The sequence below is a fragment of the Pseudomonas cremoricolorata DSM 17059 = NBRC 16634 genome, assembly GCF_000425745.1.
In the GTDB taxonomy this organism is placed as follows: domain Bacteria; phylum Pseudomonadota; class Gammaproteobacteria; order Pseudomonadales; family Pseudomonadaceae; genus Aquipseudomonas; species Aquipseudomonas cremoricolorata.
On record NZ_AUEA01000001.1, the window covers coordinates 400232 to 426348 of the forward strand.

23 protein-coding genes are annotated in these 26117 nt (G+C 63.2%); 15 read left to right on the plus strand and 8 right to left on the minus strand.

Annotation, left to right across the window (positions count from 1 at the left end):
* Positions 1-51 precede the first annotated feature (51 nt).
* Genes H618_RS0101810 through choX form a run of 4 tightly spaced genes read right to left on the minus strand, consistent with a single transcriptional unit; the run spans position 52 to position 3433 of the window.
* A complete protein-coding gene (locus H618_RS0101810) occupies positions 52-528 on the minus strand; it encodes a thioesterase family protein (protein ID WP_028693430.1) in 477 nt (158 codons plus the stop codon).
* Between the two features lie 10 nt (positions 529-538).
* Positions 539-1504 carry an L-carnitine dehydrogenase gene (locus tag H618_RS0101815; protein ID WP_028693431.1) on the minus strand — a complete coding sequence of 322 codons (966 nt, stop codon included), beginning with the start codon at positions 1502-1504 and terminating at the stop codon, positions 539-541.
* A gap of 49 nt (positions 1505-1553) precedes the next feature.
* Positions 1554-2447 carry a 3-dehydrocarnitine:acetyl-CoA trimethylamine transferase CdhC gene (cdhC, locus tag H618_RS0101820; RefSeq protein ID WP_028693432.1) on the minus strand — a complete coding sequence of 298 codons (894 nt, stop codon included), beginning with the start codon at positions 2445-2447 and terminating at the stop codon, positions 1554-1556.
* Between the two features lie 59 nt (positions 2448-2506).
* Positions 2507-3433 carry a choline ABC transporter substrate-binding protein gene (gene choX / locus H618_RS0101825; RefSeq protein ID WP_028693433.1) on the minus strand — a complete coding sequence of 309 codons (927 nt, stop codon included), beginning with the start codon at positions 3431-3433 and terminating at the stop codon, positions 2507-2509.
* A 145-nt stretch (positions 3434-3578) separates the two neighbouring features.
* Between choX and H618_RS0101830 the strand changes: the two genes are divergently transcribed.
* Positions 3579-4526, plus strand: a complete 948-nt coding sequence (locus tag H618_RS0101830) for a GlxA family transcriptional regulator (RefSeq protein WP_028693434.1) — start codon at positions 3579-3581, stop codon at positions 4524-4526.
* A gap of 24 nt (positions 4527-4550) precedes the next feature.
* Here H618_RS0101830 and H618_RS0101835 read toward each other — a convergent pair whose 3' ends face one another.
* A complete protein-coding gene (locus H618_RS0101835) occupies positions 4551-4952 on the minus strand; it encodes a lysozyme inhibitor LprI family protein (protein WP_028693435.1) in 402 nt (133 codons plus the stop codon).
* A gap of 289 nt (positions 4953-5241) precedes the next feature.
* On the opposite strand from H618_RS0101835, the gene H618_RS0101840 reads away from it, so the two are divergent.
* From H618_RS0101840 to H618_RS23310, 7 genes are all read left to right on the plus strand, one after another.
* Complete coding sequence (locus H618_RS0101840; protein WP_028693436.1) at positions 5242-6219, plus strand: dipeptidase; 978 nt, start codon at positions 5242-5244, stop codon at positions 6217-6219.
* 193 nt (positions 6220-6412) lie between these two features.
* Positions 6413-6943, plus strand: a complete 531-nt coding sequence (locus H618_RS0101845; RefSeq protein ID WP_028693437.1) for a DUF5943 domain-containing protein — start codon at positions 6413-6415, stop codon at positions 6941-6943.
* Between the two features lie 15 nt (positions 6944-6958).
* Positions 6959-9019 carry a dimethylglycine demethylation protein DgcA gene (gene dgcA, locus H618_RS0101850; protein WP_028693438.1) on the plus strand — a complete coding sequence of 687 codons (2061 nt, stop codon included), beginning with the start codon at positions 6959-6961 and terminating at the stop codon, positions 9017-9019.
* Between the two features lie 198 nt (positions 9020-9217).
* Positions 9218-11170 carry a dimethylglycine demethylation protein DgcB gene (gene dgcB / locus H618_RS0101855; protein ID WP_028693439.1) on the plus strand — a complete coding sequence of 651 codons (1953 nt, stop codon included), beginning with the start codon at positions 9218-9220 and terminating at the stop codon, positions 11168-11170.
* Entirely contained in the window at positions 11170-12402 is a 1233-nt protein-coding gene (etfA, locus tag H618_RS0101860; RefSeq protein ID WP_028693440.1) for an electron transfer flavoprotein subunit alpha, read from the plus strand. The genes dgcB and etfA overlap by 1 nt, the downstream gene beginning before the upstream one ends.
* Before the next feature lie 10 nt (positions 12403-12412).
* Positions 12413-13183 (plus strand): electron transfer flavoprotein subunit beta, encoded by a 771-nt coding sequence (gene etfB / locus H618_RS0101865; protein ID WP_028693441.1) that lies wholly within the window; start codon positions 12413-12415, stop codon positions 13181-13183.
* Positions 13184-13313: 130 nt separating this feature from the next.
* Positions 13314-14078: an RHS repeat-associated core domain-containing protein gene (locus tag H618_RS23310; protein ID WP_081673680.1), complete on the plus strand. Its 765-nt coding sequence runs from the start codon at positions 13314-13316 to the stop codon at positions 14076-14078.
* 45 nt (positions 14079-14123) lie between these two features.
* Here the strand turns inward: H618_RS23310 and gbcA are convergent, their stop codons facing one another.
* Positions 14124-15416: a glycine-betaine demethylase subunit GbcA gene (gbcA, locus tag H618_RS0101875; RefSeq protein ID WP_028693443.1), complete on the minus strand. Its 1293-nt coding sequence runs from the start codon at positions 15414-15416 to the stop codon at positions 14124-14126.
* 296 nt (positions 15417-15712) lie between these two features.
* On the opposite strand from gbcA, the gene gbcB reads away from it, so the two are divergent.
* From gbcB to H618_RS0101890, 3 genes are all read left to right on the plus strand, one after another.
* The gene (gene gbcB / locus H618_RS0101880; RefSeq protein WP_028693444.1) at positions 15713-16813 is read left to right on the plus strand and encodes a glycine-betaine demethylase subunit GbcB; all 1101 of its coding nucleotides are present in this window, start codon (positions 15713-15715) and stop codon (positions 16811-16813) included.
* A 223-nt stretch (positions 16814-17036) separates the two neighbouring features.
* The gene (locus tag H618_RS0101885) at positions 17037-17267 is read left to right on the plus strand and encodes a hypothetical protein (protein WP_028693445.1); all 231 of its coding nucleotides are present in this window, start codon (positions 17037-17039) and stop codon (positions 17265-17267) included.
* Positions 17264-17566 (plus strand): cell division protein ZapA, encoded by a 303-nt coding sequence (locus H618_RS0101890; RefSeq protein ID WP_028693446.1) that lies wholly within the window; start codon positions 17264-17266, stop codon positions 17564-17566. Before H618_RS0101885 ends, H618_RS0101890 begins: the two co-directional genes overlap by 4 nt.
* 61 nt (positions 17567-17627) lie before the next feature.
* Here the strand turns inward: H618_RS0101890 and H618_RS0101895 are convergent, their stop codons facing one another.
* Positions 17628-18668 (minus strand): threonine aldolase family protein, encoded by a 1041-nt coding sequence (locus H618_RS0101895; protein WP_028693447.1) that lies wholly within the window; start codon positions 18666-18668, stop codon positions 17628-17630.
* A gap of 251 nt (positions 18669-18919) precedes the next feature.
* The gene (locus H618_RS22230; RefSeq protein WP_154660604.1) at positions 18920-19765 is read right to left on the minus strand and encodes an RHS repeat-associated core domain-containing protein; all 846 of its coding nucleotides are present in this window, start codon (positions 19763-19765) and stop codon (positions 18920-18922) included.
* Between the two features lie 444 nt (positions 19766-20209).
* Between H618_RS22230 and H618_RS0101910 the strand changes: the two genes are divergently transcribed.
* Genes H618_RS0101910 through H618_RS0101925 form a run of 4 tightly spaced genes read left to right on the plus strand, consistent with a single transcriptional unit; the run spans position 20210 to position 26093 of the window.
* Positions 20210-21463 carry a serine hydroxymethyltransferase gene (locus H618_RS0101910; protein WP_028693449.1) on the plus strand — a complete coding sequence of 418 codons (1254 nt, stop codon included), beginning with the start codon at positions 20210-20212 and terminating at the stop codon, positions 21461-21463.
* A gap of 14 nt (positions 21464-21477) precedes the next feature.
* A complete protein-coding gene (locus tag H618_RS0101915; RefSeq protein WP_028693450.1) occupies positions 21478-22728 on the plus strand; it encodes a sarcosine oxidase subunit beta family protein in 1251 nt (416 codons plus the stop codon).
* Between the two features lie 15 nt (positions 22729-22743).
* The gene (locus H618_RS0101920) at positions 22744-23079 is read left to right on the plus strand and encodes a sarcosine oxidase subunit delta (RefSeq protein ID WP_028693451.1); all 336 of its coding nucleotides are present in this window, start codon (positions 22744-22746) and stop codon (positions 23077-23079) included.
* Positions 23076-26093 (plus strand): sarcosine oxidase subunit alpha, encoded by a 3018-nt coding sequence (locus H618_RS0101925; protein WP_028693452.1) that lies wholly within the window; start codon positions 23076-23078, stop codon positions 26091-26093. The genes H618_RS0101920 and H618_RS0101925 overlap by 4 nt, the downstream gene beginning before the upstream one ends.
* The last annotated feature ends 24 nt before the right edge of the window (positions 26094-26117 follow it).

The window sequence follows — 26117 nt, forward strand, 5'->3', positions numbered from 1 at the left end:
CACGGCTTTCCGGGGTTATTTTTTTAGCGGCAAGTGGCAAGTGGCAAGCGGTTAGCGCCGGTCCGGCAAGGCGAGCGCGCGGGCCCTGTGAACCGGGTGCGGCGCGTCGTGTTGTCCGCCTTCCAGCGCCTGCAACGCATTGACGCTGTGCGCCTCGAACGGCGCCGCTTTCGGCCCGGTCAGTTGCACATGCAAGAGCATCTGCTCGCTGGCCGCCAGCGCCTCGTCGAAGCCTGCGCGGTGCAGGCTGTGGTAGACCTGCACGCGTTTGTGATCGAAGCCGACGATTTGCGTTTCCACCCACACCTCGGTGCCGAGCTTCACTTCGTGCAGGTAGTTGATGTGCGCTTCCAGGGTGAACAGCGAGTGGCCGCTCTGCCCGCGGCTGTCGGCGTCCAGGCCGATGCGCTCCATCAGGGCGTCGGTGGCGTAGCTGAAGATCAGCAGGTAGTAGGCATCGCGCAGGTGACCGTTGTAGTCGACCCAGTCGGCCTGAACCTCGGTGCGGTAGGTGATCAGTGCGGGCATCGAGTGTTCCTCATTCGCTGAAGGTCATGCCGTGCCTGGCCTTGCTGGTGCCGATCGCCTCCAGCACGGCCAGCAAGGTGTCGTCGCGGTAGCGTTCGAGCTCGGCGATGCTGCGTTCGCCCACTTGCGCTGCGGTGCCGTCGACCACCTCGTCGATCAACCGCTCGGTCAGTTCCGGCGCCGGCAGATAGGTCCACGGCAGCTTCAGTGCCGGGCCGAACTGCTGCATGAAATGGCGCATGCCGGCATCGCCACCGGCCAGGGTGTAGGTGAGGAAGGTGCCCATGAACGACCAGCGCAGGCCGGCGCCGAAGCGGATCGCGTCGTCGATTTCACCGGTGGTTGCGACTCCGTCGTTGACCAAGTGCAGCGCCTCGCGCCAGAGCGCTTCGAGCAGACGATCGGCGATGAAGCCGGGGACTTCCTTGCGCACATGCAGCGGGCGCATGCCCAGCTCGGTGTAGATGCCTTTCGCCGCCTCGATGGCCTCGGGCGCGGTGCGCTGGCCGCCGACGATTTCCACTAGCGGCAACAGGTACACCGGGTTGAACGGATGGCCGACCACGCAGCGCTCGGGGTGGCTGGACGACTCGTAGAACTCGCTCGGCAGCAGCCCGGACGTGCTGCTGGCGATGATCGCGTCGGGCTTGGCGGCGGCGCTGATTTTTGCGTGCAGGTCGAGCTTCAGATCGAGGCGTTCCGGGGCGCTTTCCTGGATGAAGTCGGCGTCGCGCACGCATTCCTCGATGGAGCTTACGAAGCTCAGACGGTGTTGCGCAGCGCCAGCTGCCAGGCCTTGTTTTTCCAGCGCTGGCCAGGCGTTTGCCACGCGTTGGCGCAGGGCCTGCTCGGCGCCGGGGGCTGGGTCCCAGGCGATTACGTCCAGGCCATGGGCCAGAGCGCGGGCGACCCAGCCGCTGCCGATCACGCCGCTACCCAGTGCGGCGAAGGTTTTGATGTGGGTGATGAAGGGCATAACGAATCCTCGGGGGTGTGGGTCTATAGGAGCGGACGGTCCGGCGCTCCTACACGGAGCTGTGGGCCTTCAAGTTCATCTTCTGGCGGCCTTCAGCAGGGGTGAGCACGCGGGCGCCGAGGCGGCTGATGATCTCTACGGCGCGCTCCACCAACTGGCCGTTGCTGGCCAGCACGCCGCGGTCCAGGTACAGGTTGTCTTCCAGCCCCACCCGCACGTTGCCGCCGAGCAGCACTGCCTGGGCGGCCATGGGCATCTGCATGCGGCCGATGCCGAAGCCTGCCCAGGTGGCGCCGGTAGGCAGGTTGTCGACCATCGCCTTCATGGTCGCGGTGTCGGCAGGCGCCCCCCAGGGAATGCCCAGGCACAGTTGGAACAGCGGGTCATGCAGCAGGCCTTCCTTGATCATCTGCTTGGCGAACCACAAATGCCCGGTGTCGAAGATTTCCAGCTCGGCCTTCACCCCAAGCTCGGTGATGCGCTTGGCGCCCGCGCGCAGTTGCGCCGGGGTGGACACGTAGATCGAGTTGCCGTCGCCGAAGTTGAGCGTGCCGCAGTCGAGGGTGCAGATTTCCGGCAGCAGCGCTTCGACATGGGCCAGGCGCTCCAGCGGGCCGATCAGATCGGTGCCGGCGCCGAATTCCATCGGTGTTTCCCCTGGGCCGATTTCCAGGTCGCCGCCCATGCCGGCAGTGAGGTTGACGATGATGTCCACATCGGCCTCGCGGATGCGTTCCATCACTTCGCGGTACAGCGCCACATCGCGGCTGAAACGCCCGGTCTGCGGGTCGCGCACGTGGCAGTGGACCACCGTGGCGCCGGCCTTGGCCGCCTCCACGGCAGCGGCGGCGATCTGTTCGGGGGTCACGGGTACCAGATGACTCTTGCTCGCGGTGTCGCCCGCGCCGGTCAGGGCGCAGGTGAGGATGATGTCGTGGTTCATGGAGGTGTCCTGATGGGGCGGGGTAAGAGCGGTAGTCGCGTCGTTGCCGAAGGGTGAATTCAGGTCGCCGGCTTGCCATCGAAGGTGGTCACGCCTTCGAGCCAGCGGGCTTTGTCCTGAGGGTGATCCTTGAGCCACTGGCGGGCCGATTCGAGGGGATTCTTGCGCTCGAGCAGCGGCTGCATCATGCGGCTCTCATCCTCGGCGCTGAAGGTCAGGTTGCTCAGCAGGCGGTAGGCATTAGGGCAGCGCTGGGCGTAGTCGGGGGCGGTGACGGTCCACACCGTGGCGCGGCCTTCGTCCGGGCCAAGGGCGTCTTCGCTGCCTGACAGGTAGACCATGCCGCCCTTGACGTTGACGTTCATCGGGTGCGGCTTCCAGCCGAAGAACACCACCGGCTCGTTGCGCCGTACCGCGCGGTCGACGGCAGCGAGCATGCCGGCCTCGCTGGATTCGACCAGCTGGAACTTGCCCAGGCCGAACTGGTTCTTGTCGATCATTGCCTTGATCTGGGTATTGGCGCCGGAGCCTGGCTCGATGCCGTAGATCTTGCCGCCCAGTTCCTTCTCGAACTTGTGGATATCGGCGAAGGTTTTCAGGCCCTTGTCGGCCAGGTACTGGGGCACGGCGAGGGTGGCGCGGGCGTCTTCCAGGCTGGGTTTTTCCAGCACCTTGACCTGCCCGGCATCGACGAACGGGGTGATGGTCTGGGTCATGATCGGGTTCCAGTAGCCCAGGAACATGTCCAGGCGCTGGTCGCGGATGCCGGCGAAGATGATCTGCTGCGAGGCGCTGGTCTGCTTGGTGCTGTAGCCCAGGTCATCGAGCAGAACGTTGGCCATGGCGCTGGTGGCGATGACGTCGGTCCAGTTGACCACGCCCAGGCGCACGTTCTTGCACACGGCGGGTTCGGCGGCGTACAGCGGGGTAACGAGCAGGGTGCTCACGGCAAGGGACAACAGACTGCGGCTGATCGGGCGAGGCATGGTGGCTCTCCATCGGCAGGGCTGAATTCTTGTAGTTCGGCCTCTGTGGACCGTGAATACACGCTACGCTGGCCGCTGGCGGGGAAATCGCACCCTGGCGACCAACATTTGCACTGGAGCGACCAGCTGCGTCGCGGAGGCCGTGATGGCTGAAATCATCGACTTGCTGTTAGTGCCGGGCTTCTCGGCCATGGGCTTTATCAGCGCCATCGAGCCGCTGCGGGTGGCCAACCGCTTTCGTGGCGAGCTGTACCGCTGGCGGGTGCTCAGCCTCGATGGTGGCGCGGTGCAGGCCAGCAGCGGCATGTCGGTGAATGCCGAACAGGCGCTGGGGCAGGGCGAGTCGGCGCGGTTGCTGCTGGTGGTCGCAGGCTTCGAGCCGCTGCGCAGTTTCACCCCAGCGCTGCAACAGGCGCTGCGCCGCCTCGACCATGCCGGGGTGGTGTTGGGCGGTATCGATACCGGGGCGATGCTTCTGGCCGAAGCCGGCCTGCTCGACGGCTACCGCGCCACCGTGCACTGGGAAGCGTTGGAGGCATTCAAGGAGCGCTATCCGCGCTTGCAGCCGACCCAGGAGCTGTTCGAGATCGACCGCCGGCGTATCACCTGCGCCGGTGGTACGGCCTCGATCGACCTGATGCTCGACCTGATCGCCCAGGCCCACGGCAGCGACCTGGCCGTGCAGGTGTCAGAGCAGTTCGTGCTTGGTCGGATTCGTCCGCGCCAGGATCACCAGCGCATGGAAATCGCCGCCCGCTACGGGCTGCGCAACAAGAAGCTGGTGCAGGTGATTGGCGCGATGGAAAGGCACACTGAAACGCCGCTGGATATCCAGGCCCTGGCCGATGCCGCGGGGGTGACGCGGCGCCAGTTGGAGCGGCTGTGCCAACTGCACCTCAAGCAGACACCGAGCGGCCTGTACCTGAACATCCGCCTCGACAAGGCGCGCCAGTTGCTCAGCCAGAGCGACCTCAGCGTGACCCAGGTCAGCCTGGCCTGCGGCTTCGAACTGGCGTCGTATTTCACCCGCTGCTACAAGCGCCGCTTTGGCCACTGCCCGCGCGAGGCGCGGCGTAGCGCGCTCGGTGCCTGAGTCGGCGGCGAGCGGGCAGGGGCGTTATTGCTGGGCGAGCGACTGCAGGTATTCCGAGCGGTCGTCGCTGCGCAGCGCCAGGCAGGTGTTCAGCGCCGCTTCATAGGCCTTGCTGCCGGGTTGCTCGGCGAAGGTTTCCAGCTTGCAGTCGGCATCGCGCAGTTGCATCCACTGGGTTTGCGCGGCTTGCAGGCGGGCGCTGAGGTCGCTGACCTTGCTGCTTTGATTGGGGTACTGCTCGCGCAGGCGCTGCAGCAAGTCATCGAACGCCGACTTCAATTCACGCTCGGCGGTTTGCCGGTTGAATGCGGCGCAGGCGTACGTCTGTTGCTCGGTGTCGACGTTGTCGCACGGAGTGCTGTCTTCTTCGCCGGCCTGGGCGCCTGTCATCACCCCCAGTAGAACCAGCCATACCATTGCTTTCATCGACTTTCTCCAACGCCATCCCGGCCTTCGACCGGGGATTCTCGCAGAGGGGTGGCGGCGGCGAAACCCATGGCGGCGAATGTTCATCAAAAGCGACCTCCAGCGGCGTTATCGAGACTGGCTCTCATCGCCCCAGGCCGCGCCAGAGCGCCCTTTGTCGGGCATTGACGCTTTCGGCAAACCCCCTGTCGTTTTTGTATCGGGGCGTCGCAAGTGACAGGCATATGCTGGCCCCAAAGCGCCGGCAGACAGTTTGGCGCGAGCTCACTATATAAAAGGGGACAGCCTGATGAGCCCAGCCGAACTTCACGCCGACAGCATCATCATTGACGGCCTGATCATCGCCAAGTGGAACCGTGAACTGTTCGAAGACATGCGCAAAGGCGGTCTGACGGCAGCCAACTGCACGGTATCGGTCTGGGAAGGCTTCAAGGCAACCGTCGACAGCATCGCCGCCAGCCAGAAGCTGATCCGCGAGAACAGCGACCTGGTCATCCCCGTGCGTACCACAGCCGACATCCGCAAGGCCAAGGAGCAGGGCAAGACCGGCATCCTCTTCGGCTTCCAGAACGCCCATGCCTTCGAAGACCAGATCGCCTACGTGGAGATCTTCAAGCAGCTCGGCGTTGGCATCGTGCAGATGTGCTACAACACCCAGAACCTGGTCGGCACCGGCTGCTACGAGCGTGACGGCGGGCTGTCGGGCTTCGGTCGCGAGATCGTCGCCGAGATGAACCGCGTCGGCATCATGTGCGACCTGTCCCACGTCGGTTCCAAGACTTCCGAAGAAGTCATCCTCGAATCGAAGAAGCCGGTGTGCTACTCGCACTGCCTGCCGTCGGGTCTGAAAGAGCACCCGCGCAACAAGTCCGATGAAGAGCTGAAGTTCATCGCCGACCACGGCGGCTTCGTCGGCGTGACCATGTTCGCGCCGTTCCTGGCCAAGGGCATCGACTCGACCATCGACGACTACGCCGAAGCCATCGAGTACACCATGAACATCGTCGGTGAAGACGCGATCGGTATCGGTACCGACTTCACCCAGGGCCATGGCAAGGAATTCTTCGAGTACCTGACCCACGACAAGGGCTACGCCCGCCGCCTGACCAACTTCGGCAAGATCATCAACCCGCTGGGCATCCGCACCGTGGGCGAGTTCCCCAACCTCACCGAAACCCTGCTCAAGCGCGGCCACTCCGAGCGCGTGGTGCGCAAGATCATGGGTGAGAACTGGGTGAACGTTCTGAAGGATGTGTGGGGGGAGTAAGGGCGTATTGGGGCGGCTTTGCCGCCCATTGCGGGTGAACCGCAGCGGCGGACCGTCCGCTCCTACACACCTCTGTAGGAGCGACGCAAGTCGCGATGGCCTGCAAAGCAGGCCCACCCCACCGCCACCTGATCAACACCAAAAGCCCCACCGGCTTTTGCATCCCAATAAAAATTTCTGGAGTTGAGTTTCCATGGCCAAGATCGCCCCGCAATTGCCAATCGAAGTCGACAGCGAGACCGGTGTCTGGACCAGCGACGCCTTGCCGATGCTGTACGTGCCGCGTCACTTCTTCGTCAACAACCACATCGGTATCGAAGAAGTGCTGGGCGCCGACAAGTACGCCGAGATTCTCTACAAGGCCGGCTACAAGTCCGCCTGGCACTGGTGTGAAAAAGAAGCCGAGTGCCATGGCCTGGAAGGCGTCGCGGTGTTCGAGCATTACATGAAGCGCCTGAGCCAGCGCGGCTGGGGCCTGTTCGAAATCCAGGCCATCGACCTCGACAAAGGCACCTGCGAAGTCAAGCTCAAGCACTCTGCCTTCGTCTACGTGTATGGCAAGTGCGGCCGCAAGGTCGATTACATGTTCACTGGCTGGTTCGCCGGTGCCATGGACCAGATCCTCGCTGCCCGTGGCAGCAACATCCGCACCGTGGCCGAACAGGTCTACGGCGGATCCGAAGAAGGCCACGAAGATGGCCTGTTCGTCACAAAGCCGTTGTAAGCCGGAGAAACCGTCATGGCCTTCGAAGCAATGTTCCAGCCGATTCAAATCGGCAAACTGACCATCCGTAACCGTGTGCTCAGTACCGCTCACGCCGAGGTGTATGCCACCGACGGCGGGATGACCACCGATCGTTACGTCAAGTACTACGAAGAGAAGGCCAAGGGCGGTATTGGCATGGCGATCTGCGGTGGCTCGTCGGTGGTCGCCATCGACAGCCCGCAGGAATGGTGGGCTTCGGTCAACCTGTCGACCGACCGCATCATCCCGCACTTCCAGAATCTGGCTGACGCCATGCACAAGCATGGCGCCAAGATCATGATCCAGATTACCCACATGGGCCGTCGCTCGCGTTGGGACGGCTTCAACTGGCCGACCCTGATGTCGCCGTCCGGTATCCGTGAACCCGTGCACCGCGCCACCTGCAAGACCATCGAGGTCGAAGAGATCTGGCGGGTCATCGGTAACTACGCCCAGGCCGCGCGCCGGGCGAAAGAAGGTGGCCTGGATGGCGTCGAACTGTCGGCCGTGCACCAGCACATGATCGACCAGTTCTGGAGCCCACGGGTCAACAAGCGTACCGACGAATGGGGCGGCAGCTTCGAAGGGCGCATGAAGTTCGGCCTGGAAGTGCTCAAGGCCGTGCGCGCCGAGGTCGGTGACGACTTCTGCGTGGGCATGCGTATCTGTGGTGACGAGTTCCACCCCGATGGCCTCAGCCACGAGGACATGAAGCAGATCGCCGCGTACTACGATGCCACCGGCATGGTCGACTTCTTCGGCGTGATCGGCTCGGGTTGCGACACCCACAACACCCTGGCCAACGTCATCCCGAACATGAGCTACCCGCCTGAGCCGTTCCTGCACCTGGCAGCCGGCATCAAGGAAGTGGTCAAGGTTCCGGTGCTGCACGCGCAGAACATCAAAGACCCGAACCAGGCCCAGCGCATCCTCGAAGGTGGCTATGTCGACATGGTCGGCATGACCCGCGCGCACATGGCCGACCCGCACCTGATCGCCAAGATCAAGATGGGCCAGGTCGACCAGATCAAGCAGTGCGTCGGTGCCAACTACTGCATCGACCGTCAGTACCAGGGTCTGGATGTACTGTGCATCCAGAACGCCGCGACCTCCCGTGAATACATGGGCGTGCCGCACATCATCGAGAAATCCACCGGGCCGAAACGCAAGGTGGTGGTGGTCGGTGCCGGTCCTGCCGGTATGGAAGCGGCCCGCGTTGCCGCCGAACGTGGCCACGACGTGACCGTGTTCGAGAAGAAAGAACAGATCGGCGGCCAGATCATCACCGCAGCCAAGGCGCCGCAGCGTGACCAGATCGCCGGTATTACCCGCTGGTACCAGCTGGAGTTCGCCCGTCTGAAGGTCGATCTGCGCCTGGGCACCGCTGCCGACGTAGCGACCATCCAGGACCTGCGTCCGGACATCATCGTGCTGGCAGTGGGCGGTCATCCGTTCGTCGAGCAGAACGAGCACTGGGGCGCTGATGAAGGCTTGGTGGTGAGCAGCTGGGACGTGCTCGACGGCAAGGTCGCGCCGGGCAAGAACGTGCTGGTCTACGACACCATCTGCGAGTTCACCGGTATGTCGGTGGCGGACTTCATCGCCGACAAGGGCAGCCAGGTCGAGATCGTCACCGACGACATCAAGCCTGGGGTCGCGATGGGCGGTACCACCTTCCCGACCTACTACCGCTCGATGTACCCCAAAGAAGTGATCATGACCGGCGACCTGATGCTGGAGAAGGTTTACCGCGAAGGCGACAAGCTGGTGGCGGTGCTCGAGAACGAGTACACCGGCGCCAAGGAAGAGCGTGTGGTCGACCAGGTGGTGATCGAGAACGGTGTGCGTCCCGACGAAGAGCTGTACTACTCGCTCAAGGAAGGCTCGCGCAACAAGGGTCAGATCGACGTCGAAGCGCTGTTCGCGATCAAGCCGCAGCCGATCCTCAGCCAGGCCGGCGACGGTTACCTGCTGTATCGCATCGGCGACTGCGTGGCTCAGCGTAACGTGCATGCCGCGATCTACGATGCCTTGCGTCTGTGCAAGGACTTCTAAGGCAGCGGCAAGCTTCAAGCTGCAAGCTGCAAGCAGAAGCGCCCGGTGTCGGCTTCGCTTGCAGCTCAGCTTTTAGGAGTTGCTTTGCAATGACTCTGTAACGCAGCGGTGGACTGCAGGCTACACGCATGAAGCAGGGGCGACGCCGCTTCTTCTTGCCGCTCGTAGCTTGCAGCTTGCAGCTCAAAGGTGCCTGCCATGTTGAACACCCTTCTACCCATCCTGCTGTTCACTGCCCTTGCCCTGGCGGTGCTCGGCGCGCTGCGCCGTGTGCGCATGTGGCGCCGTGGCCGTCCGTCGAAGGTCAATCTGATCGGTGGGCTGCTGGCCATGCCGCGTCGCTACCTGGTCGATCTGCACCACGTGGTCGAGCGCGACAAGTACATGTCCAATACCCACGTGGCCACTGCGGGCGGTTTCGTCCTGTCGGCGGCGCTGGCGATTCTGGTGCATGGCTTCGGTCTGCAGAACAAGATTCTCGGCTACGCCTTGCTGGTCGCTACGGTGATCATGTTCAGCGGTGCCATCTTCGTCTTCAAACGCCGGCTCAACCCACCTTCGCGCCTGTCCAAAGGGCCGTGGATGCGCCTGCCGAAAAGCCTCTTGGTATTCGCCGCGAGCTTCTTCATCGCCACCTTGCCGGTGGCCGGCATCCTGCCTGCCAACACTGGCGGCTGGGTGATGGTCGCGGTGCTCGGGCTGGGCGTGCTGTGGGGCGTGTCCGAGTTGTTCTTCGGCATGACCTGGGGCGGGCCGATGAAGCACGCCTTCGCCGGTGCCCTGCACCTGGCCTGGCACCGGCGCAGCGAACGCTTCGGCGGTGGCCGTTCGACGGGCCTCAAACCCCTCGACCTGGAAGACCCCAAAGCGCCGCTGGGCGTGGAAAAACCTGCTGACTTCACCTGGAACCAACTGCTCGGCTTCGATGCCTGCGTGCAGTGCGGCAAATGCGAGGCCATGTGCCCGGCGTTCGCGGCCGGCCAGCCGCTGAACCCGAAAAAACTGATTCAGGACATGGTCGTTGGCCTGGCCGGTGGCACCGATGCCAAGTTCGCCGGTAGCCCTTACCCAGGCAAGCCAATCGGCGAGCACGGCGGTCACCCGCACCAGCCCATCGTCAACGGCCTGGTCGATGCCGAGACGCTGTGGTCGTGCACCACCTGCCGCGCCTGCGTCGAGGAATGCCCGATGATGATCGAGCACGTCGATGCCATCGTCGACATGCGCCGTCACCTGACCCTGGAAAAAGGCGCGACCCCGAACAAGGGCGCCGAGGTGCTCGACAACCTGATCGCCACCGACAACCCCGGCGGCTTCAACCCCGGCGGGCGGATGAACTGGGCGGCCGACCTCAACCTCAAGCTGCTCAGCGAAGTGAAGAGCACCGAGGTGCTGTTCTGGGTTGGCGACGGTGCCTTCGACATGCGTAACCAGCGCACCCTGCGTGCGTTCGTCAAAGTGCTCAAGGCCTCGGGTGTGGACTTTGCCGTGCTCGGCCTGGAAGAACGCGACAGCGGTGACGTGGCGCGTCGTCTGGGCGATGAAGCGACCTTCCAGCTGCTTGCCAAGCGCAACATCCAGACCCTCGGCAAATACGCCTTCAAGCGTATCGTGACCTGCGATCCGCACAGCTTCCATGTGCTCAAGAACGAGTACGGCGCGCTGGGCGGCGAGTACCTGGTGCAGCACCACAGTACCTACATCGCCGAGCTGATCGCGCAGAACAAGCTCAACCTCGGCCAGCACAAGGGCGGCAGCGTCACCTATCACGACCCGTGCTACCTGGGCCGCTACAACGGTGAGTACGAAGCCCCGCGTGACGTGCTCAAGGCCCTGGGCATCGAGGTTCGGGAAATGGAACGCTCCGGCTTCCGCTCGCGCTGCTGCGGCGGCGGTGGCGGCGCGCCGATCACCGACATCCCTGGCAAGCAGCGGATTCCCGACATGCGCATGGACGACATCCGCAGCACCGAAGCGGAGGTGGTGGCCGTCGGTTGCCCACAGTGCACGGCGATGCTCGAAGGTGTGGTCGAACCGCGTCCGCTGATCAAGGATCTTGCCGAACTGGTGGCCGACGTTCTGCTGGAAGAGCCAGCCCCTGCTGCGGCCAAAGCGCCAGCGGCCAAACGTGAACCTGCGGAGGTGCACTGATGAGCGACCTCATCCGCCGCGATCCACGTGTCGAGTGGATTGCCCGTAACCGCCTGCATCCGTTGCACGCAGCGATGCAGACGCAACAGACCAGCTGGATGGGCCCCAACGGCCTGATGCGCAAGAACACCCATGCGATTGCCGCAGGCTTCATGGGCCCCAACGGCATCAAGCGTATCGACCGCAGCGGTGCCCAGCAGGGCACCGCCGCCGGTGGCCGGCGCAGCGCTGCCGCCGAAGTGCAGCTGCCGCTGCATCAGGTGGTCGATCCGGCGTTCTACATCGCCGTGGTGCCGGACATGGTCGGTGGGCGTCTCGGCGCCCACGACAAAGACCTGCTGGGCCTTGCCCACAGCCTGGCCGGCAAGGACGGGGCAGTGCTGGCCATCGTCTTCGGTGAGCATAAGGAAAGCGCCTTCGACACCGCTGGCGTCGACCGCCTGCTGGTCATCGAAGGCGATGCCTACAAAGGCTACGCCCCCGAGCAGCTGGTGCAGGGTCTGCGCGCCGTGGACAACCAGTTCGCCCCGCGTCACTGGCTGCTGCCCGACAGCCGCGCCGGTGGCGGCGAGTTGGGCCGGCGTCTGGCCGCAGCCATGGGCGAGCGTCCGGCGACCCGTGTGTGGCAGGTCAAGGACGAGGAATGCATCGGCCGCGCCGGTGCCGGTCAGCAAGACCTGCACCGGCCGTTGGCACGCCTGATCCTGGCGTCCTCGGAATGTGCCGACCCGGTCAGCGATACCCGTCACGAAGCGTTGCCGGTGGAGTTGTCGGCGCCGGTCGCGCGCAGCCTGTCGCGCATCGAAGACCTCGGTTCGGTGGCGGTCGACCCGGCAGCCATCGCCATGGCCGAAGCCGAGTTCATCGTCTCGGGCGGCAACGGCATCAAGGACTGGGACTTGTACCACAAGGCCACGGCGGCCCTGGGCGCCACCGAAGGTGCTTCGCGGGTGGCGGTGGACGACGGCCACATGCCGCGTAATCGCCAGGTCGGTGCCACCGGTACCTGGGTTACCGCACGGGTGTACATGGCCGTCGGTATTTCCGGCGCCATTCAGCACCTGCAGGGCATCGGTGCCTGCGACAAGGTGATCGCGGTGAACATGGACCCGGGCTGCGACATGATCAAACGTGCCGACCTGTCGATCATTGGCGACAGCACGGCAATTCTTCAGGCCCTGATCGAGGCGGTGGAAAACTTCCGCAGCGGCGGCCAGCGTGACGCGGCGTGAGGGCACGAGCATGAGTACGAAAGTCATCAGCCTGGTTTCAATCGGCGCCCACCCAAGCTCGGGGCGCACCCGGCGCGCCGAGCAGGATGCGCGCGCCGTGGAGCTGGGCCTGCAACTGGCCGGCGAACACCTGCAGGTGGTGCACGCCGGCGATCACCGCGAAGAAGCCCTGCGTGCTTACCTGGGCATGGGCCTGGACCACCTCGATGTGCTCGAGCAGCCGGCAGGCGCCGATGTGCTCGGTGTGCTCGGCGATTACCTGCGCGATGCCGGTGCGCAACTGGTGCTCACCGGCAGCCAGGCCGAGACCGGCGAAGGCTCAGGGATGTTGCCGTTCCTGCTGGCCGAACAGCTCGGCTGGCCGCTGATCGTCGGGCTGGCTGAAGTCGAGTCGATCGACAACGGCACCGCCCAGGTGCTGCAAGCCCTGCCACGCGGTCAGCGGCGGCGGCTGAAGGTGCGTCTGCCGTTGCTGGCGACCGTCGACAACGCTGCACCGACGCCACGCCAAAGCGCCTTCGGCCCGGCCCGCCGCGGCGTACTGGCGGCCCAGGACGTGGCGGTGGTGGACGACGAACTGCTGGCCGATGCGCAACTGCAACCGGCCCGGCCACGGCCCAAGCGCCTCAAGGTGATCAAGGCCAAGAGCGGTGCCGATCGCATGAAGGCCGCCACGGCCAAGGCCAGTGGTGGCGGTGGCAAGGTGATGAAGGATGTCACTGCCCAGGAAGGCGCCGATGCGATCGTCAAGTTGCTGGTCGAGGAGGGGGTTTTGCGCTGAAGGCGTCCAGATGAAGGACGTGTACTGACGGGTCCACGGCGTGTGCTCAGGCCGTGGACCTGATAGTTCTGTCAATATCCCGCCACCTGACGTCGGCGTATGGTTCGTCCCAAACACTTGGGATTGGCCTATGAAACTGATCAAGGCGCTTGAGCGGCAGCGGCTCGAGCGACGCAACTACACACCTTACGGTCACCTCGCCTCTCGGCCGGCGCAGACGCTTGCATTCTGCGCCGAGCGCCTGGATGGCATTGCCGGTGCCTACCTTCTGGGCAATGGTCACCGAGCCTATAGCCCGCAACTGATGCGTTTTCACTCTGCCGATCGGCTGAGTCCTTTCGGCGCGGGAGGGCTCAACGCCTATGCCTATTGCCTGGGTGATCCGGTGAATCACATAGATCCTACCGGCGGTGAAGCCGAAGATTACCTGCTGCCGGCGCTCAGCATTCTCACCAACGCGCTGGGACTTTTCGTCAGTGGGCTGCGTTTTCGCTCGTTCTACAAACGGTCCATAGCCGCGGCACGAAGAAGCCAAGTGGCGTACCCAAATCCGCTAGTGCAACCGCCTGAGCGCAGTGACTGGGTGCTGTCGAGCGTCAGTGCGGCGTCGGCTGTCGCTGGGTTGACCGTGGGGGTGATGAGAACCGTCGATCCTGATAATGATTGGCAGACCTGGGCGCTGACGGCCCTGACAAGCATTTCGCTGGTGACCACAGGAGTCGAAGCCTGGAGGATGGCACTCAGCAAGCCATGGCAAGCCGAGATGATCCAGCTCAACACCGTAGGGCGGTTCAGCGCGTCCCGTGCTACATCGCCGGCGCCGGAAGCCTCGACAGGAAATGCGCCACCACGCGTAAGCGTGAGCGAAGCCGGATCAACGCTACGTAGAAAGTAGAATAGCGGCCTAGGCCGCTATTCGATCTTCCGCGCTGTCAGCGCATCACTGCGCCTTGATTTCCTTCAGATAAGGCGCAGGCTCGGCACCGAGGTTGTTCAGCACGCGCTGGCTGTACCAGTCGATGAAGTTGACCACGCCGAACTCGTAGGTCTTGGAGTACGGGCCTGGCTGGTAGGCGGTGGAGTTGATACCGCGCTGGTTCTCTTCGGCCAGACGGCGGTCCTGGTCGTTGGTGGCGTCCCACACTTTGCGCATGTTGGCCGGGTCGTAGTCGACGCCTTCAACGGCATCCTTGTGTACCAGCCACTTGGTGGTGACCATCGATTCCTGAGCGCTGATCGGCCACACGGTGAAGACGATCATGTGGTCGCCCATGCAGTGGTTCCAGGCGTGCGGCAGGTGCAGGATACGCATTGAGCCGAGGTCCGGGTTCTGGATGCGGCCCATCAGCTTCTTGCACGCCGGCTTGCCGTCCATGGTCATGGAAACGGTGCCCTTGAGCAGCGGCATGCGCACGATACGGTTACGCAGGCCATGGCTCTTGTGCAGGTAAGGGATCTTCTCGGCTTCCCAGGCAGCGGAGCAGGCCGCGACCTGGTCCTTGAATTCCTGGCTGGCGCGTGGATCGTTGGTGTCGTCGAACTCCAGCAGGGTTTGCAGCAGCTCAGGGTGCGAGCCGTTGCAGTGGTAGCACTCGCGGTTGTTTTCCAGCACCAGCTTCCAGTTGGCCTTTTCGAACAGTTGGGTCTGCACCGCGACCTTGGTGTTCTCCATGTCGTACGGTTCCATGTAGTGGTCCAGAGTGGCCAGGAACTCGTCGATGGCAGGCGGGTTCTCCGCCAGGCTGATGAAGATGTAGCCACCAGCGGTCTTCACGTTGACCGGCTTGAGGCCGTACTGCTTCATGTCGAAGTCAGTGCCCATTTCGGTGCCGGCGAACAGCAGGCGGCCGTCCAGCTCGTAGGTCCACTGGTGGTACGGGCAGACCAGCTTGGCCACCTTGCCTTTGTCGCTCACGCACAGGCGTGAACCGCGGTGGCGGCAGACGTTGTGGAAGGCATGCACTTTGCCTTCGGTGCCGCGCACCACGATGATCGGGTTCTTGCCGATCTCAAGGGTCAGGTAGTTGCCCTTGGCCGGAATCTCGCAGGTCATGCCGGCGATCAGCCACTCTTTGTGGAAGATCTCCTGCATGTCGATCTGGAACAGACGCTCGTCGGTGTAGAAAGGCTGGGGCAGCGAGTAGGTGCGCTCGCGGTTCTGCAGCATCTCGGCGGTAGCCTTGCGTGCAGGTTCAAGTGGATCGCCCAGACTCAGAGTTGCGGTGACGTCCATCGTGTAGTTCCTCAAGGCCTTCAACGGCCGGCGAAAGGTGGCTAATCGTTGTTGTGGTGCGGCGTTGCCATTCACTTAAAAACAGCAAGTGTATTTGCGGTGGAGTGTGCGATTACTGTGGGCGTCAACCGTATCCATGGGCGACATGGCCGAATCCGATTCCGACGCCGCAACCCTTGTCTGACGGGGCTGGTCGCGATAAGCACGCCGATGTCGCAGATAGGAAAGTGCGACCCTTCGGGCTTGAGCAGAATCGCAACCATAAAAAGGCCGGTAGTCGGCCGCTGGAGATGATCATGTCCGAAACCTTCCTCAATCCGGTCACCACTCAGACCTGGGTCAATGGCCGGCACACCGTGCGCTGCGTCAAGGTCATCCAGGAGACCTGGGACGTGCGCACCTTCTGCTTCATGGCCGACGCGCCGATCATGTTCTTCTTCAAGCCAGGACAGTTCGTCACCCTCGAGCTTGAGATCGACGGCAAGCAGGTCATGCGCTCGTACACCATCTCGAGCTCGCCATCGGTTCCGTACAGTTTCTCCATCACCGTCAAGCGTGTGCCGGGCGGTCATGTTTCCAACCACCTGCACGACACCCTGCATGAAGGTCAGGAACTGGCCGTGCACGGCCCGGTCGGTCTGTTCAACGCCATCGACTTCCCGGCCAGCAAGGTGCTGTACCTCTCCGGCGGTGTCGGTATCACTCCGGTGATGTCCATGGCGCGTTGGTTCTACGACACCAACGCCAACGTCGACATGGTCTTCGTGCACAGTGCGCGTACGCCCAAGGACATCATCTACCACCGCGAACTCGAGCAGATGGCTTCGCGGATTCCCAACTTCGGCCTGCACATCATTTGCGAGAAGCACGGCCTGGGCGAGCCGTGGGCCGGTTATCGCGGTTACCTGAACCAGCGCCTGATGGAGCTGATCGCCCCTGACTACATGGAGCGCGAAGTCTTCTGCTGCGGCCCGACGCCATACATGACTGCGGTCAAGCGCATGCTCGAAGGTGTCGGTTTCGACATGAGCCGCTACCACGAAGAGTCGTTCGGTGCCACGCCTGCCGAAGACAAGGCCAACGCGGTCGAGCACGCCGAGCAGGCCGCCGAAGCCCCGGAAATCGATGAATCCGACCTCAACCTGGTGGAGTTCATCGGCAGCGAGAAGAGCATCCGTATCGCCCCGGGCGAAACCGTGCACGCGGCGGCTGCCAAAGTCGGCCTGATGATCCCCAAGGCGTGCGGCATGGGTATCTGCGGCACCTGCAAGGTGCTCAAGCTCGGCGGCGAAGTGGACATGGAGCACAACGGCGGGATCACCGAGGAAGACGAAGCCGAAGGCTACATTCTGTCGTGCTGCAGCGTTCCCAAGGGCGATGTGCGTATCGACTATTGAGGCAAACGGCACGCCGTGAGCTGCAAGCTGCAAGTGAGAACAGGCCCGTGATGGGCCTGTTTTCGTATGGGGCAGGGATTCTGATCGGTGGTGGGTTTTTCGGGAACATGAGGGGTATTGGTGGGTCAATGGGGCGTTCGCTGCTGATGTCCTGATATTAATTGGCGGGAGCCTGCACTTTTCTTTATCGTGTGCGCCCCCTGCAACAACCCGAGATAGAGCCATGCTGGAAGCCTCCCTTAATCAAATCGAGCAACTGGTCACCGACCTGATGCAGAAGAACACCCAACTGACCGAGCAGAACGCTGCGCTGGGTCAGGAACTGGCTCAGGCCAAGGAAGAGAACGAAACCCTGCAACTGTCGCTGATGGAGCAGGAAGAGAAGCAGGGCAGCACCGCTGCACGTCTGCAAGCGCTGCTCGAGCGCGCCGGCGCCGGTACCGTGGGCGCATGAGCCTGCACGCGCAGCCGATCAAGGTCGTGTCGATTCTGGGCACCGATTACTCGATCAAGGCACCGGACGGCCAGGAAGAAACCCTTGCCGCTGCGGTGCGCATGCTCAACACCAGCCTGAATGACACCAAGCGCCAGTACCCGACCCTGATCGGCGACAAGTTGCTGGTGCTGGCCGCGCTGAACTTGTGCTCGCGGCAGATCGCCTTGCAGAACGAGCACCAGCAGACCCTGGCGCGCACCCAGGCGCAAATCGACGCAACTGTCGATGCCATTGCCCGGACCATCGGCCAGCCCTGAGCCCCCGATGTTCGAAGCGGGGGCATTGCGCCCCCGCCCACCTTCCTCCCCTGCAGGCCGCTCAGGCCTCGATGATCGCGCGGATATCCGCCGCCAGCGCGCGCACCCGCGCCTCTTCGGTATCCCACGAACACATGAACCGCGCGCCGCCGCTACCGATGAAGGTGTAGAAGCGCCAGCCCTTGTTGCGCAAGGCTTCGAGTGCCGCCTCCGGCATTTGCAGGAACACCCCGTTGGCTTCGACCGGGAACATCAGTTCAACGCCCGACAGGTCGCTGACCAGCGACGCCAGCAACTGCGCGCAGTGGTTGGCATGGGTGCCGTGGCGCAGCCAGGCGCCATCTTCCAGCAGCCCGACCCAGGGCGCGGACAGAAAACGCATTTTCGAGGCCAGTTGCCCGGCCTGCTTGCAGCGGTAGTCGAAGTCGCGCGCCAGTTCGTGGTTGAAGAACAGAATCGCCTCGCCGACCGCCATGCCGTTCTTGGTGCCGCCAAAGCACAGGACATCGACCCCGGCCTTCCAGGTCAGCTCCGCCGGCGAGCAGCCGAGGAAGGCGCAGGCGTTGGTGAAGCGCGCGCCGTCCATGTGCAGGTGCAGGCCCAGCTCCTTGCAGGTAGCGCTGATCGCCTCGAGCTCGTCGGGGCGGTACACCGTGCCGACTTCGGTGGCCTGGGTAAGGGTCACTACGCGCGGTTTGGGGTAGTGGATATCTTGGCGCTTGAGGGCGATCTCACGAATCGACTCGGGTGTCAGCTTGCCCTCGTGGGTGCGTGCGGTAAGCAGTTTCGAGCCGTTGGAAAAGAACTCCGGCGCACCGCATTCGTCGGTTTCGACGTGGGCGGTTTCCGAGCAGATGACGCTGTGAAAGCTCTGGCACAGCGAGGCCAGGGCCAGTGAGTTGGCGGCGGTGCCGTTGAAGGCGAAGAACACCTCGCAGTCGGTTTCGAACAGGCGGCGGAAGTGATCGGCGGCCTGTTGCGTCCATTGGTCGTCGCCATAGGCGCGCTCGTGACCGCGGTTGGCGCGGTCCATGGCCGCCCAGGCTTCGGGGCAGATACCGGAGTAGTTGTCGCTGGCGAATTGTTGTGTGTTGTCTGGCATGACGCTGTCCTGTGGTCGACGCAGACCAGCACTCTAAACCATCACACCGACAACCTGGAGCAGCGTTGGCCACAGCGGCCTGCAAAGCGGACCCAGCTCAAGTCATCGAGATCAAGCTGACCGGTCGCGTACGCCTATAACGTCATTCCTGGCTAGCCATGCGACGGCTTGAGTGAATGATCGGAGCACATCACGAGCTTCACCCATTGCCGGCGCATGCCTAAGTTGGCGAGCATCGCGCTGGCGACTCATCAATAGTCCAGGTTCGTGTCCGTGCGGATCGTGACTGCCTCGATCTCGAGCGACTTGAGGTGCTTCGCGATGAGATCCAGACGATAGTGAGGGGGCTGGTAGTGCCCAGAATAGTTGTCCACGTAAACCTGACCATCTCTTCTGAAAATGTAGCCTGCCATGATCACTCTGTCGCTGGCGCCAGGATGCGAGTCGGTAAGCTCGGCGATGCTGGCATGCGACGGTAACTTATCGTCAGACGGGGCGCTGCCGATGGCCAGCTTGAGGTCGTCCGTCAATACATATTTGTTCGTCAGGGCAGGCTCGATCTGCTCGACGCCATTTTTGCTCTTAACGATTCTGTAGGTCATGGTTGCAGACTTTATCAACTTCTTTGCCTTCAGAACTTCCGGCCCGAGTTCGAAGGCTCCGCGATTGGTCAACGTATTATTGGCGGAAGGAGCGAATGCGTTTGTAACGGCATCGATAAACGGTCGCGCGCTTTTGAGCAGTGTTCGAATCGGGACTTTTCCGCTGGGGTCCTGTGCATTCACCGGGTCACTGAAACAGTACACGTAGGCGTTTGTGCCACCTCGTTGAAAGGGGCTTAAGGTGTCTGGACTGATGAATCGCATCAGGCGCGGATTGTAGAGCCTATGCCCGTTTCCGAGGGCATAGCATTGCGTCGCAGACAGAAGAAACTGACCATTGAAACTCACAGTTCCAGTCGGGTCGATTGATTGATTCCCAACACCGTAGGGCGAATAACTGCTCAACTGGACGTGTACTGTACGTCGGGGCGTCACAGGGGATCGCAGAGCTGAAGAGTTGCCTTGCTGATGTGGCGATCGTTTATTCATACCCATGCCACCGACTCCGTAGATTTCAGTGATGGATGTGAGGTTAATCTGAAGTGCTTGAGATCAAAACTGATAGAAGTGCTAGGCGGTCAACTTATCAATCCGTAGCACCGAAGGCATCCTGAGGGTGCTGTGCAGATGCAGACTTTCGGCACCGCAACTGAGTTGCGATGGTTTGCCCTACGGCCCAGTTGGGCGGGGCGCGGAGGGGACAGTCGGTTTCGCTGATCCGGATCCGGCCTGCCTTGCAGGCTATCGCGGCTGACGGGTGCTTGCGGATGGATGCTCCGGCGGGCGGTTCGTCGGCAAGGGGCTTGATGTGGGCAATGTCGTAAACGCGCCATTGCAAGGCGTGCGCAGGCATCTGACTGCCCCCCGGCAGCCCTACCATCGCCACAAAGGGTCATTGAACCCTCCAGACAAAAAATGATCGCTGCCGGGAGATACACGATGTTCAGCAAGCAAGACCAAATCCAAGGTTATGACGACGCACTGCTGGCGGCGATGAATGCCGAGGAACAGCGTCAGGAAGATCACATCGAACTGATCGCCTCGGAAAACTACACCAGCAAGCGCGTGATGCAGGCCCAGGGCAGCGGCCTGACCAACAAGTACGCCGAAGGCTATCCAGGCAAGCGTTACTACGGTGGTTGCGAGCACGTCGACAAGGTCGAGGCGCTGGCCATCGAGCGCGCCAAGCAGCTGTTCGGTGCCGACTACGCCAACGTCCAGCCGCATTCCGGTTCCTCGGCCAACAGCGCCGTTTACCTGGCCCTGCTGCAAGCCGGCGACACCATCCTGGGCATGAGCCTGGCCCACGGCGGTCACCTGACCCACGGCGCCAAAGTGTCGTCCTCGGGCAAGCTGTACAACGCTGTGCAGTACGGCATCGACACCGACACCGGCCTGATCGACTACGACGAAGTCGAGCGCCTGGCCGTCGAGCACAAGCCGAAGATGATCGTTGCCGGCTTCTCGGCCTACTCCAAGACCCTCGACTTCCCACGCTTCCGCGCCATCGCCGACAAGGTCGGTGCACTGCTGTTCGTCGACATGGCCCACGTCGCGGGTCTGGTCGCTGCCGGCCTGTACCCCAACCCGATTCCGTTCGCTGACGTGGTCACCACCACCACCCACAAGACCTTGCGCGGTCCACGTGGCGGTCTGATCCTGGCCAAGGCCAACGAAGAGATCGAGAAGAAGCTCAACGCTGCGGTCTTCCCGGGCGCCCAGGGCGGCCCGCTGATGCACGTCATCGCCGGCAAGGCCGTGTGCTTCAAGGAAGCGCTGGAGCCAGGCTTCAAGGCCTACCAGCAGCAAGTGATCGACAACGCCCAGGCCATGGCCCAGGTGTTCATCGACCGCGGCTACGACGTGGTCTCCGGTGGTACCGACAACCACCTGTTCCTGGTCAGCCTGATCCGTCAGGGCCTGACTGGCAAAGATGCCGACGCCGCCCTGGGCCGCGCGCACATCACCGTCAACAAGAACGCCGTACCCAACGATCCACAATCGCCGTTCGTGACCTCGGGCCTGCGCATCGGCACCCCGGCCGTCACCACCCGCGGCTTCAAGGTCGCCCAGTGCGTGACCTTGGCTGGATGGATCTGCGACATCCTCGACAACCTCGGCGACGCTGACGTCGAAGCCGACGTGGCGAAGAATGTCTCCGCCCTGTGCGCCGATTACCCGGTTTACCGCTGAGGGAGTAACCCTAGATGAAACGCTATTCAGGCTTCGGCCTCTTCAAACACTCTCTCAGCCACCACGAAAACTGGCAGCGCATGTGGCGCACGCCGACCCCTAAAAAGGTCTACGACGTGGTCATCGTTGGCGGTGGCGGCCATGGCTTGGCCACGGCCTACTACCTAGCCAAAGAGCACGGCATCACCAACGTTGCAGTGATCGAGAAGGGTTACCTGGGCGGCGGCAACACCGCCCGTAACACCACCATCGTGCGTTCCAACTACCTGTGGGACGAATCGGCCAAGCTCTACGAGCACGCCATGAAGCTGTGGGAAGGGCTGTCTCAGGACATCAACTACAACGTGATGTTCTCCCAGCGCGGCGTGTACAACCTGTGCCACACCCTGCAGGACATCCGTGACTCCGAGCGTCGCGTCAACGCCAACCGCCTCAATGGCGTCGATGGCGAGCTGCTCAATACCGAGCAGGTCGCGGCCGAGATTCCGTACCTGGACTGCTCGAAGAACACCCGCTACCCGATCCTCGGCGCGACCATCCAGCGCCGTGGCGGCGTGGCCCGTCACGATGCCGTGGCCTGGGGTTACGCCCGTGCCGCCGACGCCCTGGGCGTCGACCTGATCCAGCAAACCGAAGTGATCGGTTTCCGCAAGGAAAACGGCGCGGTGATTGGCGTGGAAACCAACAAGGGCTTCATCGGTGCCAAGCGCGTCGGCGTGGTCACTGCCGGTAACTCCGGGCACATGGCGCGTCTGGCCGGCTTCCGCCTGCCGCTCGAATCGCACCCGCTGCAAGCGCTGGTTTCCGAGCCGATCAAGCCGATCATCGACAGCGTGATCATGTCCAACGCCGTACACGGATACATCAGTCAGTCCGACAAAGGCGACCTGGTCATCGGCGCCGGTATCGACAGCTGGGTCGGCTACGGCCAGCGCGGTTCGTACCCGATCATCGAGCACACCATGCAGGCGATCGTCGAGATGTTCCCGATTCTGTCGCGCGTGCGCATGAACCGTCAGTGGGGCGGCATCGTCGACACCTGCCCGGATGCGTGCCCGATCATCTCCAAAACCCCGGTCAAGAACCTGTTCTTCAACTGCGGCTGGGGCACCGGCGGCTTCAAGGCGACCCCGGGTTCGGGCAACGTCTTCGCCGCGAGCCTTGCCAAAGGCGAGATGCACCCGCTGGCCGCACCGTTCTCCATCGACCGTTTCTACAACGGTGCGCTGATCGACGAACACGGCGCCGCAGCCGTCGCCCACTAATCGGAGACAACCTTCATGTTGCATATTTTCTGTCCCCATTGCGGCGAGCTGCGCTCCGAAGAAGAGTTCCACGCTTCCGGCCAGGCGCACATCGCCCGTCCTCTGGACCCAAATTCCTGCACTGACGAGGAGTGGGGCACCTACATGTTCTTCCGCGACAACCTGCGCGGGATTCACCATGAGCTGTGGGACCACGTTGCCGGCTGCCGCCAGTACTTCAACGTCACCCGTAACACCGAGACCTACGAGATCCTCGAAACCTACAAGATCGGCGAGCAGCCGAAGGTGACGGCTCGTGAAAACACACCCGCGACATCGGCGGCCGTCAACGAACGGGGAGAAAACGTATGAGCCAGACCTATCGCCTCTCCAGCGGTGGCCGCGTCGACCGCAGCAAGGTGCTGAACTTCACCTTCAACGGCAAGAGCTACCAGGGCTATGCCGGCGACAGCCTGGCCGCAGCCCTGCTGGCCAACGGCGTCGACATCGTCGGTCGCAGCTTCAAGTACTCGCGTCCGCGCGGCATCATCGCCTCGGGCACCGAAGAGCCGAACGCCATCCTGCAGCTGGGCGCCACCGAAGCCACGCAGATCCCCAACGTGCGTGCCACCCAGCAGCCGCTGTACTCCGGCCTGGTCGCCACCAGCACCAACGGCTGGCCGAACGTCAACACCGACGTCATGGGCATCCTCGGCAAGGTCGGCGGCAGCATGATGCCGCCGGGCTTCTACTACAAAACCTTCATGTACCCCAAATCCTTCTGGATGACGTACGAGAAGTACATCCGCAAGGCCGCAGGCCTGGGTCGCTCGCCGCTGCAGAACGACCCGGACAGCTACGACTACATGAACCAGCACTGCGACGTGCTGATCGTCGGTTCCGGCCCTGCCGGCCTGGCCGCTGCCCTGGCCGCTGGCCGTAGCGGCGCCCGGGTGATTCTGGCCGACGAACAGGAAGAGTTCGGTGGCAGCCTGCTCGACACCCGCGAAACCCTCGATGGCAAGCCTGCCGCCGACTGGGTCGCCAGCGTCATCGCCGAGCTGCAGGCCATGCCGGAAGTGACCCTGCTGCCGCGTGCCACCGTCAACGGCTACCACGACCACAACTTCCTGACCATCCACGAGCGCCTCACCGACCACCTCGGTGACCACGCGCCGCTGGGTCAGGTGCGTCACCGCGTGCACCGTGTACGCGCCAAACGTGTGGTGCTGGCCACCGGCGCCCACGAGCGTCCGCTGGTGTACGGCAACAACGACGTGCCGGGCAACATGCTGGCCGGCGCCATTTCGGTCTACGTGCGCCGCTACGGCGTGGCGCCTGGCCGCAAGCTGGTGCTGTCGACCAACAACGACCACGCCTACCGCGCGGCGCTGGACTGGCACGACGCCGGCCTGCAAGTGGTGGCCATCGCCGATGCCCGTCACAACCCACGTGGCTCGCTGGTCGAAGAAGCGCGTGCCAAGGGCATTCGCATCCTCACCTCCAGCGCCATCATCGAATCGCGTGGCACCAAGCACGTCACTGGCGCCCGCGTGGCTGCCATCGACACCGTGGCGCACAAGGTCACCAGCCCGGGCGAATGGCTCGAGTGCGACCTGATCGGCACCTCTGGCGGCTACAGCCCGATCGTTCACCTGGCTTCGCACTTGGGCGGGCGTCCGGTCTGGCGTGACGACATCCTCGGCTTCGTACCGGGCGATGCACCGCAGAAACGTGTTTGCGTCGGTGGCATCAACGGCGTCTACGCCCTGGGCGATGCGCTGGCCGATGGTTTCGAAGGCGGCGTGCGCGCAGCTACCGAAGCCGGCTTCCAGCCCACCACCGGCAGCCTGCCGAAAACCGTGGCACGCAAGGAAGAGGCCAGTGTGGCGCTGTTCCAGGTGCCGCACGACAAGGGCACTGCCCGTGCGCCGAAGCAGTTCGTCGACCAGCAGAACGACGTCACCGCTGCCGCCATCGAACTGGCGACCCGCGAAGGCTTCGAGTCGGTCGAGCACGTCAAGCGCTACACCGCGCTGGGCTTCGGTACCGACCAGGGCAAACTGGGCAACATCAATGGCCTGGCCATCGCTGCGCGCTCGATGGGTATCACCATCCCGCAGATGGGCACCACGATGTTCCGCCCCAACTACACCCCGGTTACTTTCGGTGCTGTTGCCGGTCGTCACTGCGGCCACATCTTCGAGCCGGTGCGCTTCACTGCGCTGCACAGCTGGCACCTGAAGAATAACGCCGAGTTCGAAGACGTCGGCCAGTGGAAGCGTCCGTGGTACTTCCCAAAACCAGGTGAAGACCTGCACACCGCCGTCGAGCGTGAGTGCAAGGCCGTACGTGCAAGCGTCGGTCTGCTGGATGCCTCGACCCTGGGCAAGATCGATATCCAGGGCCCGGATGCCCGCGAGTTCCTCAACCGCGTGTACACCAACGCCTGGACCAAGCTCGATGTGGGCAAGGCGCGTTACGGCCTGATGTGCAAGGAAGACGGCATGGTCTTCGACGACGGCGTCACCGCCTGCGTCGCCGACAACCACTTCATCATGACCACCACCACCGGCGGCGCGGCTCGCGTGCTGCAGTGGCTGGAGCTGTACCACCAGACCGAATGGCCTGAGCTGAAGGTGTACTTCACCTCGGTCACCGACCACTGGGCGACCATGACGCTGTCGGGTCCCAACAGCCGCAAGCTGCTGGCCGAAGTCACCGACATCGACCTGGACAAGGACGCCTTCCCGTTCATGACCTGGAAGGAAGGCAATGTGGGCGGCGTGCCGGCCCGTGTGTTCCGGATCTCGTTCACCGGTGAGCTGTCGTACGAAGTCAACGTGCAGGCCAACTACGCCATGGGCGTGCTGGAAAAGATCGTCGAGGCCGGCAAGAAGTACAACCTGACCCCGTACGGCACCGAGACCATGCACGTATTGCGCGCCGAGAAGGGCTTCATCATCGTCGGTCAGGACACCGACGGCTCGATGAACCCGGACGACCTGAACATGAGCTGGTGCGTCGGCCGCAACAAGCCGTTCTCGTGGATCGGCCTGCGTGGCATGAACCGCGAAGACTGCCTGCGCGAAGACCGCAAACAGCTGGTGGGCCTCAAGCCGGTCGATCCGAAGAAGTGGCTGCCCGAAGGCGCCCAGTTGGTCAACGACCCGAACCAGCCGATTCCGATGGACATGGTCGGTCACGTCACCTCCAGCTACGCCTTCAACTCCCTGGGCTACTCGTTCGCCATGGGCGTGGTCAAAGGCGGCCTGAAGCGCATGGGCGAGCGGGTTTACTCGCCGCAGGCTGACGGTAGCGTGATCGAGGCAGAAATCGTGTCTTCGGTGTTCTTCGATCCGAAGGGTGAACAGCAGAACGTCTGATACCCCGGACCGCAGGGTGTGGGG

Excerpts from the sequence above, each read along its gene's own strand:
- H618_RS0101925 (WP_028693452.1), top strand. The coding sequence starts at position 23,076 with ATGAGCCAGACCTATCGCCTCTCCAGCGGTGGCCGCGTCGACCGCAGC.
- H618_RS0101810 (WP_028693430.1), bottom strand. The coding sequence starts at position 528 with ATGCCCGCACTGATCACCTACCGCACCGAGGTTCAGGCCGACTGGGTC.
- H618_RS0101915 (WP_028693450.1), top strand. The coding sequence starts at position 21,478 with ATGAAACGCTATTCAGGCTTCGGCCTCTTCAAACACTCTCTCAGCCAC.
- H618_RS23310 (WP_081673680.1), top strand. The coding sequence starts at position 13,314 with ATGAAACTGATCAAGGCGCTTGAGCGGCAGCGGCTCGAGCGACGCAAC.
- etfB (WP_028693441.1), top strand. The coding sequence starts at position 12,413 with ATGAGTACGAAAGTCATCAGCCTGGTTTCAATCGGCGCCCACCCAAGC.
- H618_RS22230 (WP_154660604.1), bottom strand. The coding sequence starts at position 19,765 with ATGGGTATGAATAAACGATCGCCACATCAGCAAGGCAACTCTTCAGCT.
- H618_RS0101910 (WP_028693449.1), top strand. The coding sequence starts at position 20,210 with ATGTTCAGCAAGCAAGACCAAATCCAAGGTTATGACGACGCACTGCTG.
- etfA (WP_028693440.1), top strand. The coding sequence starts at position 11,170 with ATGAGCGACCTCATCCGCCGCGATCCACGTGTCGAGTGGATTGCCCGT.
- H618_RS0101840 (WP_028693436.1), top strand. The coding sequence starts at position 5,242 with ATGAGCCCAGCCGAACTTCACGCCGACAGCATCATCATTGACGGCCTG.
- H618_RS0101845 (WP_028693437.1), top strand. The coding sequence starts at position 6,413 with ATGGCCAAGATCGCCCCGCAATTGCCAATCGAAGTCGACAGCGAGACC.
- H618_RS0101815 (WP_028693431.1), bottom strand. The coding sequence starts at position 1,504 with ATGCCCTTCATCACCCACATCAAAACCTTCGCCGCACTGGGTAGCGGC.
- H618_RS0101920 (WP_028693451.1), top strand. The coding sequence starts at position 22,744 with ATGTTGCATATTTTCTGTCCCCATTGCGGCGAGCTGCGCTCCGAAGAA.
- dgcA (WP_028693438.1), top strand. The coding sequence starts at position 6,959 with ATGGCCTTCGAAGCAATGTTCCAGCCGATTCAAATCGGCAAACTGACC.
- H618_RS0101885 (WP_028693445.1), top strand. The coding sequence starts at position 17,037 with ATGCTGGAAGCCTCCCTTAATCAAATCGAGCAACTGGTCACCGACCTG.
- gbcA (WP_028693443.1), bottom strand. The coding sequence starts at position 15,416 with ATGGACGTCACCGCAACTCTGAGTCTGGGCGATCCACTTGAACCTGCA.
- cdhC (WP_028693432.1), bottom strand. The coding sequence starts at position 2,447 with ATGAACCACGACATCATCCTCACCTGCGCCCTGACCGGCGCGGGCGAC.
- H618_RS0101835 (WP_028693435.1), bottom strand. The coding sequence starts at position 4,952 with ATGAAAGCAATGGTATGGCTGGTTCTACTGGGGGTGATGACAGGCGCC.
- H618_RS0101890 (WP_028693446.1), top strand. The coding sequence starts at position 17,264 with ATGAGCCTGCACGCGCAGCCGATCAAGGTCGTGTCGATTCTGGGCACC.
- gbcB (WP_028693444.1), top strand. The coding sequence starts at position 15,713 with ATGTCCGAAACCTTCCTCAATCCGGTCACCACTCAGACCTGGGTCAAT.
- H618_RS0101830 (WP_028693434.1), top strand. The coding sequence starts at position 3,579 with ATGGCTGAAATCATCGACTTGCTGTTAGTGCCGGGCTTCTCGGCCATG.
- H618_RS0101895 (WP_028693447.1), bottom strand. The coding sequence starts at position 18,668 with ATGCCAGACAACACACAACAATTCGCCAGCGACAACTACTCCGGTATC.
- choX (WP_028693433.1), bottom strand. The coding sequence starts at position 3,433 with ATGCCTCGCCCGATCAGCCGCAGTCTGTTGTCCCTTGCCGTGAGCACC.
- dgcB (WP_028693439.1), top strand. The coding sequence starts at position 9,218 with ATGTTGAACACCCTTCTACCCATCCTGCTGTTCACTGCCCTTGCCCTG.